Here is a 14,433-nt window from a genome sequence, read left to right as displayed (position 1 = left end):
CAAGTTTACTGAATTCAACATGCCGTTGAGCATCAGAATGCGCGCTGATAAGGCAGTATGCCGCCTTTTAACATTTCAGCAGTTCCGAGGTTTTGATTAGTACCAAGGCCGCGAAGTTCAATGTTAAATCCAATACTTTTGTCGTATATGCTCTTTTCGCTGGTTGAATCCCAGTTGATAATCTTGCGCTCGTAGCCAAAGTTGACGGCCCAGCAGCAGGTGCTGTATTGGAGACCCAGCAGCTGATCGGCGGCCTGCTTGGCTTTGGTGTCATAATAATAGGCACCGACCACGGCCCAACGGTCAGCGATAGGCCAGCTTGCAATAACCCCGGCCTGAGAAATGCCTTGCTGATATCCTGCGTCAGTCAGGTTAGGCAGTGTTGCCTCGATATATTCCGAGCTGGCATAACGGTAGCTGAACTGGACCATTCTATCTGCGTCAGCACGATATTCCAGTACCGCATCGCCCAAGGCTACAGAATCAAGACGTGCGTCATACTGAATGCCACCGCGTACAGCCCAGGCATCATTGATTTTGTAGTAGGTGTCACCGGCCCAGACAACGCTCCCGGTTTTGCTACTGTTGTACAGCGCGTCATTGCTGCCTGTGCGTGGCGGGGTGAAGTAGTAAATCTGCCCCGCAGACACGTTAAAGCGCTCGACTGAGTTCGCGTCATAGATACGGGTAGTTACGCCGGATGCAACCTGGTTGGCAGAGGCGATACGGTCAAGCCCACTGTAGCTTTGATCGCGGAACAGGCCAGTATAGTCGGTCTGCAGCAGCGTTGAGTCGTACTGTTGAATATCATTCTGATTGCGATACGGAATATACAAGTATTGCAAACGCGGTTCTAAAGTCTGCGTGTAGTCAGAGTTCCAGTCCATGGTGCGGTCAAACACCATTTTTGCGTCACTCTTGAATTCCGGCATAACGCGGTTAACCGAACTCTTAAGCGGAGTCGTCGGGTTATCTCGATAATAATCCCCCGGAATACTCTGCTGGTAGTGGGTCGCCATTACCTTGACTTCGTTATCCCAGCTTCCCCAGCGGTTGCTTAACGGCAGATCAATCTCAGGCGCGACATGCCAGCGGGTTGCCGAAGGGTATTCAGGGTTAACGTTGTCAAATCTGACAATTTGGCCATAAGTGTGGAAATTGAATGGGCCAAGATCGTTTTTGTAGTAGTTCATGTCTAACTGCGGCAGGGCGCGGTAGACATTATTGGTCGTAGCTTCAGAGAATATCTGGAACTGCTTGGTTGACAGCGTCGCGTCCCAATTCTGATCGGCGTAACCTACGCTGAATTTTTGCGCAGCATAGCCGTCGGTCGTCGAACCATACTTAGAGTCAAAATCGTTGAAATAGTAAGTATCACTGACCTTGGTATAGTCAACGTTGAGGCGCCAGTGTTGATCGTAAACGCCGTTGTGGTTCCAGTAGAACATCCAACGTTTTGTTCTGTCTAAATCTGGATGCTCGTCGTTGGAACCTTTATCGTTGTTCAGGAAGTCAAATTCCATCACACCGGCACCCAAAGCAGTCAGGTAACGGAATTCGTTCTGTAACTGGAGACCACGTTTACTCATGTAGTGCGGAGTAATGGTGGCATCGTAATTTGGTGCGATGTTCCAATAATACGGCAGCGCGAAATCAACACCGTTCTTGGTGCTGTATTTCAAATTCGGGATCAGGAAACCTGAGCGGCGCGTGTTGCCGATTGGCAGCTGCATATAAGGGCTATAGAACACCGGAACCGGACCGATATGGAAACGGGCGTTCCAGATTTCTGCCAGCTCTTCCTGGCGGTCTTCGATGATCGTAGTCCCCACAACGCTCCAGCTGTTATCGCCCGGCAGACAGGAGGTAAAAGTTCCGTTATTCAGAATGGTATAGCGGTTCTTGTCGCGCTGCTTCATCAGATCAGCCGTACCACGGCCCTGACGGCCCACCATCTGATAATCGCCTTTCTGCATGTCGGTGTCTTTGGTATTCAGGTTAGAGAAGGCTTTAGGGCCTTTCAGCTTAATCTGATTATCAAAATACAGTACATCGCCCGTTGCGGTAGCCGTTCTCAGTGGCGTAGGGTCTTTGGGGTTCGTCACCTGATTGAGTTGAACCTGGTCAGCGGTTAACGTGCTGTTACCTTGCTCGACGTTAACGTTGCCGGTATATACGGCATCGTTAGGATAGGTTCCCTGGGCATGATCTGCCTGAATTTTCACTGGAAGCTGATTGGTGTCCCCTGTGACTAAAGGTTTGTCATAGGTCGGCACGCCGAGCATGCATTGTTCAGCGAGATCGGCCAGTGCGCCCTGGCTATAAAGTGCTGTCCAAATCATAGTGGCCAGCAGGGTGGGGAAGCTTTTTTTCATACGTAAAATGTGTGTTCCGTCATCAGAGGCGTCATTCCGGCAAACGGTCAGAGACTATCTTACTCATCATCGTTGCGCTAGTGATAAATCCACAGGGTTACGCTGTAGCCGTTAGGCACAACGGTAAATGCCGGTTATGATAAAGCAAATCTTACGCGACGGCATTGTGAATTGAGGAGTATATGCAGTATTGGGGAAAGCTGCTCGGACTAATATTGGGCTTGATGTCCGGTATTGGCTTCTGGGGAATCGTATTGGGGCTGTTGGTTGGGCACATGGTAGACAAGGCGCGCAGTGTAAAACGTCGTGGCTTCTTCTCCGATCAGCAGACAAGACAAACTATTTTTTTCCGCACCACCTTTGAGGTGATGGGGCATTTAACCAAATCAAAAGGACGAGTAACAGAGGCTGATATTCAAGTAGCCAGCCTGTTTATGGACCGCATGCAGCTTCACGGCGCTCAAAGAGAGTCGGCACAGCAGGCGTTTCGCACGGGTAAAGGTGGGAATTATCCGCTGCGTGAAAAAATGCGAGAAATGCGCACCGTATGTTTCGGACGCTTTGATCTAATTCGTACTTTCCTGGAAATCCAGATCCAGGCGGCGTTTGCCGATGGTTCGCTGCATCCCAACGAGCGCCAGGTGTTGTACGTCATTGCCGAAGAGCTGGGTATTTCGCGTCATCAGTTCGATCAGTTCCTGAGCATGATGGAAGGCGGGCAGCAATTTGGCGGTAATCAGCAGGGCCAGTACTCGCATGGTGGTTACCAGCACGGCTCTCAGGGGCCGACGCTGGCCGATGCCTGTAAAGTGTTGGGCGTGCAGGCAACCGACGATGCCACCACCATTAAACGCGCTTACCGCAAGTTAATGAGTGAACACCATCCCGACAAGCTGGTCGCCAAAGGCCTGCCGCCGGAAATGATGGAGATGGCCAAGCAAAAAGCGCAGTCGATTCAGTCAGCCTATGATTTGATCAAGCGTGAAAAGGGTTTTAAATAACCTTTGGCTTGTGTTTTGTTAGCTATAAAAAACGCCGCGAGTTGTGCTCACGGCGTTTTTTTATGCTTAAAGAGAGAAGATTACGCTACGGGATCAGAAATCCGGGTCGCAGCTGAAAGTCATCGGTTCATCGGTGATGGGATGGTAAATCGATAACTCCTGCGCGTGCAGCTGTAAACGCGGCGCCATCGCCAGAGCTTCAGGGTGCGCATAAAACTTGTCGCCCAGAATCGGATGCCCCAGCGCCAGCAGATGAACGCGAAGCTGATGAGAGCGACCGGTTATCGGGCGAAGCTTCACCCGTGTCGTACCGTCAGCATCCCACGAAAGCACTTCATACTGAGTCAGCGCTTTCTTGCCGGTTTCATGGCAAACCTTTTGCTTGGGGCGATTCGGATAGTCGCAGATTAGCGGCAAATCAATAATGCCGTAATCTTCCGCCATATGGCCCCACACCCGCGCGACATAGGCCTTCTTGGTTTCTCGCTCGCGGAACTGACGCTTTAGCTCGCGCTCGGCTTCCTTGGTCAATGCTATGGCAATCACGCCACTGGTGGACAAGTCCAGACGATGCACCGATTCGGCAATCGGGAAATCGCGCTGGACTCGTGTCATCAGGCTGTCGTGATGCTCGGCAGCCTTGCCGGGAACGGACAGCAGCCCGCTCGGCTTGTTTACCACCATCAGATGTTCGTCCTGGAACAGCACCCGCAACCAGGGATCGATTGGCGGATGATAGTTTTCAAGCGGCAGAATGTTTGACGGCGGTGGCGTTATCATTGATGGCTCACCACAACCAGACGAATGGCATCAAGACGCCAGCTGGCATCGTTAAGGCTGTTTAGCACCTGTTTGCGATTAGAATCAATCGCCTCAAGCTCGTCATCACGAATGTTTGGATTCACCTCTTTCAACGCTTTAAGGCGCTCGAGCTCCAGGCTAAGTTGCTGATCGGCCTCAACCTTGGCGGTTTCAATCAATGCCTGTGCTTCTACCGCGATCAGAGGTTCGGCCTGTTGCAGCATGGCATGAACATCTTGCTGCACGGCGTTAACCAGCTTGCTTGAGTTATGGCGATTTATTGCATTCAGCTGGCGGTTAAAGCTTTCAAACTCGACCTGTGCTGCAAGATTGGTGCCTTTGCGGTCCATCAGCATGCGCACCGGCGTTGGCGGCAGGAAGCGGGTCAGTTGCAAGTGTTTAGGTGCCTGACATTCCACCACGTACAGCAGTTCGGCCAGCAACGTGCCCACTGGCAGCGCTTTGTTTTTCAAGATGGAAACCGCGCAGCTTCCGGTGTCACCAGAAAGGATCAGGTCCAGACCATTGCGGATGATCGGGTGTTCCCAACTGATAAACTGGGCATCTTCGCGTGATAGCGCTTGCTCACGATCGAAAGTGACGGTGCAGCCATCTTGCGGCAGCCCAGGGAAATCCGGCACCAGCATATGATCGGAAGGCGTCAGGATAATCAGATTATCGCTGCGGTCCTCCTGATTGATACCCACGATATCAAACAGATTTAGCGCGAAATTCACCAGATTAACGTCGTCATCCTGCGCGGCAATCGCCGTTGCCAGCGCCTGCGCCGGTTCACCGCCGTTAGAGTGCATCTCCAGCAGGCGGTCACGACCCTGCTCCAACTGCTGTTTCAGCGCATCATGCTGCTCACGGCAGGTGAGGATAAACTCATCGAGGCCTTCCTGTTCTGCTGGCGTCGCAAGAAAACCGATTAGCTGCTGATAGCTGCCGTCGTAGATGGTGCGCCCGGTCGGGCAAGTGTGTTCAAACGCATCCAGACCCTCGTGGAACCAACGCAGCAGGATTGCCTGAGCGGTTTGCTCCAGATATGGCACCATAATTTCGATGTCATTTTGCTGGCCGATACGGTCCAGACGGCCAATACGCTGTTCAAGCAGGTCCGGGTTGAACGGCAGGTCAAACATCACCATTTTGCTGGCAAACTGGAAGTTACGGCCTTCCGAACCGATTTCAGAACACAGCAATACCTGCGCGCCATCTTCTTCAGAGGCAAAATAAGCCGCTGCACGGTCACGTTCAATAATCGACAGGCCTTCATGGAACACCGCAGCGCGAATCGCTTCACGCTCACGCAGAACCTGTTCCAGCTGCAACGCGGTGGCCGCTTTGGCACAGATAACCAACACTTTTTTATCACGGTTGGCAGTAAGGTAACCGAGCAGCCATTCGACGCGTGGGTCGAAGTTCCACCAGGTCGCGTTATCGCCTTCAAATTCTTGATAAATTTGTTCTGGATACAGCATATCCAGCGCGCGGGCTTCCTGAGATTTCTTGGCACCCATGATGCCGGAAACTTTAATCGCCGTCTGATACTGGGTCGGCAATGGCAGCTTAATGGCCTGCAGATGACGCTCCGGGAAACCTTTAACCCCGTTACGGGTGTTACGGAACAGCACGCGGCTGGTGCCGTGGCGGTCCATCAGCATCGCAACCAGTTTTTTAGCAGCGTCTTCATCACCTTTATTGGCGGCGGTGAGCAAAGTATCAACGTCTGCATTGCCTACGCTCTCACCCAGCAGGGCCAGCGCTTCAGGAGTCAGCGGCTGTTTGTTGAGCAACAGGGTGACTGCATCGGCAACCGGCTGATATTGCTGCTGTTCTTCGATAAACTCTTCGTAATCGTGGAAACGGTCCGGATCCAGCAAACGCAGACGGGCAAAGTGGCTTTCCTGACCTAACTGCTCAGGAGTTGCGGTCAACAACAGCACGCTTGGAATATTCTGTGCAAGTTGCTCAATCACCATGTATTCACGGCTTGGCGCGTCTTCGCTCCAAACCAGATGATGGGCTTCATCGACGACCAGCATGTCCCACTCTGCGTCGTTCAGCTCTTCGAGGCGCTGTTTATTGCGGCGCACGAAGTCCAGAGAACAGATAACTAGCTGCTCAGACTCAAACGGGTTGGTCGCGTCATGGCGTGATTCGGCGTAACGATCGTCATCAAACAGCGAGAAACGCAGGTTGAAACGGCGCAGCATCTCGACCAGCCACTGGTGCTGCAGGGTCTCGGGCACCACAATCAGCACACGCTCGGCGCGGCCAGAAAGCAGCTGCTGGTGGATGATCATCCCCGCTTCGATGGTTTTACCCAGACCGACTTCATCGGCTAACAGAACGCGTGGCGCATGGCGCTGGCCGACTTCATAGGCGATGTGCAGCTGGTGTGGGATAAGGCTGGCACGCATGCCGCGCAGGCCGCCAAATTCCAGGCGGAACTGTTCACGTTGATATTTGCGTGCACGAAAACGCAGAGCGAAGCGGTCCATGCGGTCAATCTGACCGGCAAACAGGCGATCCTGAGGCTTGCTGAAGGTCAGTTTGCTGTCGAGCAGCACTTCACGCATTGCTACACCTTCTTCCTCGGTGTCCAGACGCGTTCCCACATAAGTGAGCAGACCTTTGTCCTCGACGACTTCTTCAACTTTCAGCTGCCATCCCTCGTGGCAACTGATGGTATCGCCCGGGTTGAACATTACGCGGGTGATAGGGGAATCACTTCTGGCATACAGGCGGTTTTCACCAGTAGCGGGGAAAAGCAGGGTGACCATGCGCGTGTCTACTGCGACCACAGTACCTAAACCTAATTCGCTTTCCGTGTCGCTTATCCAGCGTTGACCAAGTGTAAAGGGCATATTGTCTCTCTGTGCTTTGTGTCTGTCTGTTGGGCTGTAGTGCCCTTTAACTGATAATTATCAAACTTTATGTAATAGCTTTTCTTTCCCCGCCCATTAAGGCGTGGAGTTATTAATTTTTTGAGGTAAGATAAGAAATGGGAAAGGGCGCTATGTTAATTGAAGGTAGGCCGTTCGTCACCTGTCATTGCGCCATATGGTTAAAACAATCCCATTTGACCTGTTATCAGTGTAGCAAAATCGTCATGCAGGAACGGAAGAATGCCGTCTGCGACCGGTTCGAGTTGTTTCTCGATGTAATGATCATAGTCGATAGGCGATTGACGGTTCTCCAGCGGCTCCGGTCCTGAAGTCGTCATAACATAGCTTATCCAGCCGCCGTTCTGATACTGCATGGGTCGACCGTTGGCCAAATTATATTCATCGGCCAGACGTGCCGCGCGAACGTGGGGCGGAACGTTGCGCTCATACTCAGTCAGCTTGCGACGTAGACGTTTACGGTAGACAAGCTGGTCGTCAAATTCCCCGTTCAGAGTGCTCGCGACATAATCGCGAATATAGTCCTGGTAAGGCTGCTCGTGGAAAATCCGCTCATACAGCGACTGTTGAAAAGTCTGCGCCAGTTTGGTCCAGTCGGTACGAACAGTTTCCAGCCCCTTGTAAACCATATGCTCCCCGTCTGCGTCTTTTACAAGGCCGGCGTAACGTTTTTTACTGCCTAATTCGGAGCCACGAATAGTGGGCATCAGGAAACGTTGATAATGCGTTTCAAACTCCAGCTCCAACGCACTTTCAAGACCCAGCTCCTGGTTAAGATGCGTCTTCCACCATTGATTGACCTTCACCACCAGCCGTTGGCCGATCTCATTGGCATCTTCGTTGCTATGTGCGCTGTTTAGCCAAACGAAGGTTGAATCCGTATCACCATAAATTACCTGATAGCCTTCTTCTTCTATAAGTTTACGGGTTTGCTGCATGATCTCGTGGCCGCGCAGGGTAATCGACGAAGCCAGTCGAGAATCAAAAAAGCGGCAGCTGCTGGTTCCCAATACGCCATAGAGCGCGTTCATAATAATCTTCAGCGCCTGCGAAAGTGGCTGATTTTTCAGTTTTTTCGCCGCCTCACGCCCTTGCCAAATCTGACGGACTATTTCAGGAAGGCAGTGCTGAGTGCGTGAAAAATAGGCCTCTCGAAAGCCGGGAACCGAATGGGCATCATCCGGTTGATCCAGTCCGGTAATCAAGCCCACCGGGTCGATGAGAAAGGTGCGGATGATCGACGGATACAGGCTTTTATAATCGAGTACCAGCACCGAATCATACAAGCCGGGGCGAGAGTCCATCACAAATCCGCCGGGACTGTTTTCGTCGGGCCGCTCTCCCATATTGGGTGCCACAAAACCGATACGATGCATGCGCGGCAGATAAAGATGGGTAAATGCCGCCACTGATCCGCCGCTGCGATCGGCTGCTAATCCCGTTACCGACGCGCGTTCCAGCAGAAACGACAGCAGCTCGGTTTTGGCAAAAATGCGAGTGACCAGTTCGCAGTCTTTAAGGTTATAGCGGGCCAGCGCGGGTTTATCCTGGCGGAAGCGTTGCTCAATTTCTGCCAGACGCTGATAGGGGTTGTCAATCGCTTTGCCTTCGCCGAGTAAAGTTTGCGAGACGTATTCCAGACTAAAGCTCGGAAAGTTCCAGGTCGCTGATTTTAGTGCTTCAATGCCGTCAACAATCAACCGGCCAGCGGCCTGTGCAAAAAAGTGCCCTTGTTTAAAACCGTGCTCACGCCATTCAAGCGTGCTGCCGTCGCGGCCAAAACGCAGCGGGATCTTGTAACGATCGGCGTGTTTCTGCAGAACTCGCAGGTCAAACTGCACAACGCTCCAGCCGATGATCGCGTCCGGGTCATTGCGCTGCAGCCAATCATTGAGTTTTTGTAGCAGCTGTGGGCGGCTGTCCACGTACTCGAGGTTGAAATCACCGTGACTGCCGGGAGTTCCGTTGGCTGGACCGAGCATGTAGACATCGCGCTGGCCGCAGCCTTCGAGGCCGATGCAATAAAGCTCGCCATTGCCGCTGGTTTCAATATCCAGCGAACATAATTTAAGCGTAGGGCGGTAAGTTTCTGCGGGCTTCATCTTGGTATTCAGCAGGATACCATCACTGCCTGGCGTGCCGGTGAACCACACCGGTGCGGTGACGTAACGCTCCATCAGGAATCGTTCCGGCGGGCGGATATCGGCCTCATAAAGAGTAAGACCTCCATCTTTTAGCATTTTTTCAATGCGCATCAGTTGGCGATGGCCGTTGCAATAAAGTCCAACCACCGGGCGCAGGCGGAAATCTTTTAACGGCAGCGGACGAAGGGTATAGCCCTTTTCGCCGAGCAACAGTTGTTCCGCTCTCTCCTGCTGTTCAACAGGCAGAAAGGCCACTGATTCCTGTGCGGGCAGTCGAATTTTTTGTGGACCTTCGTCGGTTGCCAGCCAGAAGTCGACTTCCGTTCCCTGCGGTGTATCGCGCCAATGCCGGGTCAGCACGAAGCCTTGGCGTGGCTGAGTCTGCAAGTTGGGTTGCGCAGTAACGTGGTTGATAACGACCTCGATTTTTATAGATAAGTGCTTATTGATAGCGGCTTGTAAACGAATTTTTTAGCGCAAAGGCTTCGGAAAATGCTGCTGTTAAAGGGAAGTGACACACTAAATATAGCATGGTTATTTATACAGTTCCTGTGGTTAAAGCAGCCAGTTGAGCAACCAGTGACAAAAGAGAAGGATTAAATGCGCATACAATTACTGGGTTGACTCGCCTTTACCATTTACCGACAATTCAGCCTCTTTCATTTTCGCTTAAGCTGTGATGGCTACACTAAAGTGCAAAACCTTGAGGTCTCGATTTCAAGGGCTAAACTTTTTGCTGGTCACTCAGAGCGTAAATCGTCTGTTGTGCGTTGACAGTTTTCAACCTTATAAGAAATAAAGGTTTGCCGTACCGTGCGCGTGATGCGTACCTTAACTCTGGAATTATATGGAAGCCTATCTACAACATTTGGTCGCTCAGTCAGTGGGTTTCGCACTTATCATTGTTTCTGTCGTGGCATTTTTCGAGTCGATGGCGTTAGTGGGACTGCTGTTGCCCGGCACCGTCATGATGGCGACACTAGGTACGCTGATCGGTAGTGGTCAGGTAGGTCTTTACGAAGCATGGTTAGCTGCAGGACTAGGCTGTTTCTTTGGCGATTGGGCGTCTTACTTTATCGGACGCGCCTTTAAGGAACCGCTACACAATTGGTCTTTTTTAAAACGTTATCAGTCAATAGTCGACAAAACTGGCAATGCCCTTGAGCAGCACAGCTTTGCGACGGTGATCCTTGGACGCTTTATCGGACCGACCCGACCTTTGGTACCGCTGCTTGCGGGCATGCTCAACCTGCCGCCTTATAAATTCGCCCCGCCAAACATTGTCGGCTGTATCACCTGGCCACCTGTTTATTTCTTGCCGGGTATTCTGGCCGGGGTGGCAATTGATATTCCGCACAGCCATGAAAGCTCGGTGTTCAAATGGGCGTTGTTTATTACCGTGGTGCTGATTTGGCTCAGTGCCTGGTTGCTTTGGCGCTGGCTGCGTTCTGATAAAACAAAATCGGATGCGGTTACTCGATGGTTGCCTTTGCCACGCCTGCGTTGGGTGAGTTTACTGAGCCTCGCGGCGACAGTGATTAGCATCTATATGCTAAGCAAGCAGCCGCTGATGCCGATTTACGCTCATTTGCTCTACAAGGTAATCACTCGGTAACAGCCTATCCCTTAGTGCCATGGCAGCGTTGGCCGCAAATGTGTATCCCGATAACTTAATTTGTATGCTCATTGGGACTCACAAACTTGCGCCTTGCCATGGTGTCAAAATCCTTTAGCCAATAATTTACTCATTCCCAATATTGCTGCCTCTGGGGCGCTGCCGTCGGTCAGCGCCTGAGTCGGCCCGTCATAAAACACGCGGCCATCAACTACCAGTAGCGTTCTTTCAGCAATGCGCGCCGCATCGTCAAGGTTGTGCGACACCATCAGCAGTGTAAGTTGCTGCTGCTGACACACACTGTCGAGCAGGGCGAGCATTTCACTTCGCAGGGCCGGATCCAGCGCGGAGAAGGGCTCGTCCAGCAATAAAATAGGCTGGCTGCGCAGCAGGCAGCGGGCCAGTGCCACACGTTGTCTCTGCCCACCGGAAAGCTGTGAAGGCAGGCGATCCAGACACTCTTTTAGCCCAACCTGTTGAGCCAGCTCAGTTAACTTCTGTTTCTGGTCGGCATCAAGCTTCAGCCCAGGATGCAGCCCCAGCCCCATATTCTGGCGAACCGTAAGATGAGAAAACAGATTGTTTTCCTGGAACAGCATCGAAACCGGACGTTTTGCCGGTGGCGAATGAGTATGATCCTGCTGATTCAGCTCGATGGTGCCTAATCCCGGCGACAAAAAACCGGCAATCAGGCTCAGCAGTGTGCTTTTTCCTGCGCCGCTGGGTCCAAGGATCGCCACGCGTTCGCCTGCTGCGATATGCAGGTCAAAGCGCATCGGTAAATGTTCATACAAATAAGTGACTTTATTTAGATTCAGCATGGCGGCCCGGTAATCTTTCGATAAGGGTAAACAGCAGGAAACATAATATCAGTAACAGCATCGCCGTCACTGCGCCTTGCTGGCTGCGGTACGAGCCCATCTGCTGATAGAGATAGAAAGGCAGTGTACGGAAATTTTCATTACCAAATAGCGCGATTACCCCAAAGTCACCTAACGAAAGCACACAGGCAAACGCCAGCGCCTGCGTCATCGGCCGTTTAAGGGCGCTCAATTCAATCCAGCGCAGCCTGTTCCAGCCCTTCATATCCAGTGACAAGCACAGCAATGAATAGCGCTCGGCCACGTCACGCATCGGATTTTCGAGAACTTTCAGTGCGTAAGGGATAGCCATCAGCGCATTAGTGAAAATTACCAGCATCCACGGTGACTGTGGCAGTCCGCTGGTGTCGCTGAGCAGCAAAAAGAAGCCGGTGGCCAGTACGATGCCGGGCATGGCCAAAATCAGCATTCCTGAAAGTTCTAGACTTTGCCCCCAGTTATTACGCTGACGCAGGCGAAGTTCGCGGCTGCTCCATAACAACATCATTGCCAACAGCAGGCACAGCAGGCCGCTGCCAATGGCCAATCGGACTGACATCCACAGCGATTGCCATAGCGCCTCCTGATGTAGCACGGCGAGCAGGGAATGATTCAAGCCGCTGAGGATGACGGCCACCAGCGGCGGCAAGATAAGCAGTAGGGCAAGCAGAATAAGTAAGCCATCGCTGAATCGGCGAAACAGTGAATCGGCCGGATCGCGCCAGCGCTGGGCGTGCGTATGCCCAACCGGCAGCGCCTGACTGAGCTTCTGGCTCAGCAGCACCAATCCAAGACAGCAGAATAGCTGAATCAATGCCAATAGCGCGGCGCGGCCTAAATCGTAGTCATAACTCAGAGCCTGATAGATAGCCAGCTCGATGGTAGTGGCTTTCGGACCGCCGCCCAGCGATAGCACAGTGGCAAAACTGGCAAAACAGAGCATGAAAATCAGCGCGGCGGCGGGGAGAATTTGTCGTCTTAATGCTGGCCATTCCACGAATTTAAACTGTTGCCAGCCGTTCATGCCAAGCTGAGCGGCAAGCTGGCGCTGCTCGATGGCAATGTTTTCAAGGGATTGCAGCAGCAGGCGCGTTGCCAGCGGCAAATTAAAGAACACATGAGCCAGCAGAATGCCTTGCAGCCCATAAGGCGAGAAACGGTATTGAAGCCCTAACGCTGCGAACAGTTGGGCGAGCCAGCCTTCGCGGCCATAAACGCTAAGGATACCAAACACCGCGACCAGCACTGGCAGCACCAGTGTCATGGCGCAAAGTCTCAGCAGCCATTGTCTGCCGGGAAAACGCCGCCGATAAAGGCTGCGGGCAAGTAAGATGGCCGGTAACACGGAACATAGCGCCGACAGCAGTGCCTGCCAAAAGGTGAAACGGATGACGTGCCACAAATAGCTATCCTGCCAGACGGCTTTTAGCTGGAGTGCCGGGGCATGGCGCAGCAGTGAGCCGAGTGCCAAAAAGGCCACCAGCAGGATAACCAATGCGGCTATGGCACCGGGCCATAGCCAGTTGGGGATTAATGGCTGACGGCGTTCTGCCATGCCTGGATCCATTTACTGCGGTTCTCAGCGACGGTTTTGGCGCTGTATTGAAGCGAAATGCTCGGTACGGTCAGGGCATCATATCCTGCTGGCAGCGGCGATTTCACTACCGGATACATCCAGTTGCCGGTAGGAATAGCGTTCTGGAAACCCGGGCTGGTGACAAATTTCATAAATTTGGCCGCCAACTCCGGATGCTTGCTGGCCGCAAGCTGGCCGGCAACTTCAACTTGCAGATAGTGACCTTCGCTGAAATTGGCCGCCGCGTAGTTGTCTTTTTTCTCTTCAATAATATGGTATGCCGGAGAAGTGGTGTAGCTCAGCACCAGATCGCTTTCCCCTTTCAGGAACAGGCCATAGGCTTCACTCCAACCTTTAGTGACCGTCACAGTCTTCTTCGCCAGCTTCTGCCAGGCCTCTGGCGCTTTGTCACCGTAAACTTTTTGCATCCACAGCAGCAGGCCCAGGCCAGGCGTGCTGGTGCGTGGATCTTCATAGATAATTTTCCAGGGCTGCGGGCTGTCGACCAATTCCTTCAGACTCTTCGGCGGGTTTTTAAGTTTGTCTTTGTTATAGACGAAAGCGAAGTAACCATAGTCGTAAGGAACGAAAGTGCTGTCGTGCCAGCCGCCCGGAATATCGAGCTGAGTTTGGTCGACGGCAGGTTTGGCAAACAGGCCAGTTTGCTCGGCTGCCTGCAACAGGTTGTTATCAAGGCCTACAACCACGTCGGCCGGGCTGTTTTTCCCCTCCATCCGCAGGCGGTTCAGCAGTGAAACGCCATCTTCTAAAGGAACATATTTCAGCTCGCAGCCGCAGTCGGCTTCGAAAGCTTTCTTTATCGCCGGGCCAGGGCCCCAATCGGCGGAGAAGGAGTCGTAGGTGTATACAGTGAGAACAGGCTTGGCAGCGAATGCCGGTGCAGCGACCAGCATCAGGCAGGGCAGTAATTTTTTAAACACTTTGCACTCCAACTTTTACCTTGAGAGAAAAATAGGCGTGGCAAAGGACTTTGAGTCAGCAAAATGCACTCTCAAATCCCTTCGCCGGTATTAACCGGATCAGGTTCGACGGGTTTTTTCTCAGCCTCAGACCGAACTTGCCTGCGCAAAATCAGTGGATCAGCACCCCGTTGAGAACGGCGCTATTGTAGAGATTATGTGACAGCGT

The 14,433-nt window shown here is 52.5% G+C and carries 9 protein-coding genes and 1 riboswitch; of the genes, 2 read left to right on the top strand and 7 right to left on the bottom strand.

The window, feature by feature from the left end:
• Positions 1–32: 32 nt before the first annotated feature.
• Positions 33–2,375: an LPS assembly protein LptD gene (gene lptD / locus SPM24T3_RS00545; protein WP_009634721.1), complete on the bottom strand. Its 2,343-nt coding sequence runs from the start codon at positions 2,373–2,375 to the stop codon at positions 33–35.
• Positions 2,376–2,557: 182 nt separating this feature from the next.
• On the opposite strand from lptD, the gene djlA reads away from it, so the two are divergent.
• The gene (gene djlA / locus SPM24T3_RS00540; RefSeq protein WP_009634720.1) at positions 2,558–3,376 is read left to right on the top strand and encodes a co-chaperone DjlA; all 819 of its coding nucleotides are present in this window, start codon (positions 2,558–2,560) and stop codon (positions 3,374–3,376) included.
• A gap of 93 nt (positions 3,377–3,469) precedes the next feature.
• Here djlA and rluA read toward each other — a convergent pair whose 3' ends face one another.
• From rluA to SPM24T3_RS00525, 3 genes are all read right to left on the bottom strand, one after another.
• Positions 3,470–4,156 carry a bifunctional tRNA pseudouridine(32) synthase/23S rRNA pseudouridine(746) synthase RluA gene (gene rluA, locus SPM24T3_RS00535; protein WP_009634719.1) on the bottom strand — a complete coding sequence of 229 codons (687 nt, stop codon included), beginning with the start codon at positions 4,154–4,156 and terminating at the stop codon, positions 3,470–3,472.
• A complete protein-coding gene (gene rapA / locus SPM24T3_RS00530; protein WP_009634718.1) occupies positions 4,153–7,050 on the bottom strand; it encodes an RNA polymerase-associated protein RapA in 2,898 nt (965 codons plus the stop codon). Before rapA ends, rluA begins: the two co-directional genes overlap by 4 nt.
• A gap of 200 nt (positions 7,051–7,250) precedes the next feature.
• Positions 7,251–9,620, bottom strand: a complete 2,370-nt coding sequence (locus SPM24T3_RS00525) for a DNA polymerase II (RefSeq protein ID WP_009634717.1) — start codon at positions 9,618–9,620, stop codon at positions 7,251–7,253.
• Between the two features lie 460 nt (positions 9,621–10,080).
• Here SPM24T3_RS00525 and SPM24T3_RS00520 point away from each other — a divergent pair, with 460 nt between their 5' ends.
• Positions 10,081–10,848 (top strand): DedA family protein, encoded by a 768-nt coding sequence (locus SPM24T3_RS00520; RefSeq protein ID WP_009634716.1) that lies wholly within the window; start codon positions 10,081–10,083, stop codon positions 10,846–10,848.
• Positions 10,849–10,952: 104 nt separating this feature from the next.
• Here the strand turns inward: SPM24T3_RS00520 and thiQ are convergent, their stop codons facing one another.
• Genes thiQ through thiB form a run of 3 tightly spaced genes read right to left on the bottom strand, consistent with a single transcriptional unit; the run spans position 10,953 to position 14,225 of the window.
• Positions 10,953–11,669, bottom strand: a complete 717-nt coding sequence (thiQ, locus tag SPM24T3_RS00515; protein ID WP_037377279.1) for a thiamine ABC transporter ATP-binding protein ThiQ — start codon at positions 11,667–11,669, stop codon at positions 10,953–10,955.
• The gene (gene thiP / locus SPM24T3_RS00510; protein ID WP_009634714.1) at positions 11,653–13,263 is read right to left on the bottom strand and encodes a thiamine/thiamine pyrophosphate ABC transporter permease ThiP; all 1,611 of its coding nucleotides are present in this window, start codon (positions 13,261–13,263) and stop codon (positions 11,653–11,655) included. The genes thiQ and thiP overlap by 17 nt, the downstream gene beginning before the upstream one ends.
• Entirely contained in the window at positions 13,239–14,225 is a 987-nt protein-coding gene (gene thiB / locus SPM24T3_RS00505; protein WP_009634713.1) for a thiamine ABC transporter substrate binding subunit, read from the bottom strand. The genes thiP and thiB overlap by 25 nt, the downstream gene beginning before the upstream one ends.
• A gap of 58 nt (positions 14,226–14,283) precedes the next feature.
• Positions 14,284–14,405, bottom strand: a riboswitch (TPP riboswitch).
• Between the last annotated feature and the right edge of the window lie 28 nt (positions 14,406–14,433).

It is taken from the genome of Serratia sp. M24T3, assembly GCF_000257645.1.
Taxonomy (GTDB): domain Bacteria; phylum Pseudomonadota; class Gammaproteobacteria; order Enterobacterales; family Enterobacteriaceae; genus Rouxiella.
The sequence above is the reverse complement of the archived record's forward strand: the minus strand, read 5'-3'. Positions and strand labels throughout refer to the sequence as shown.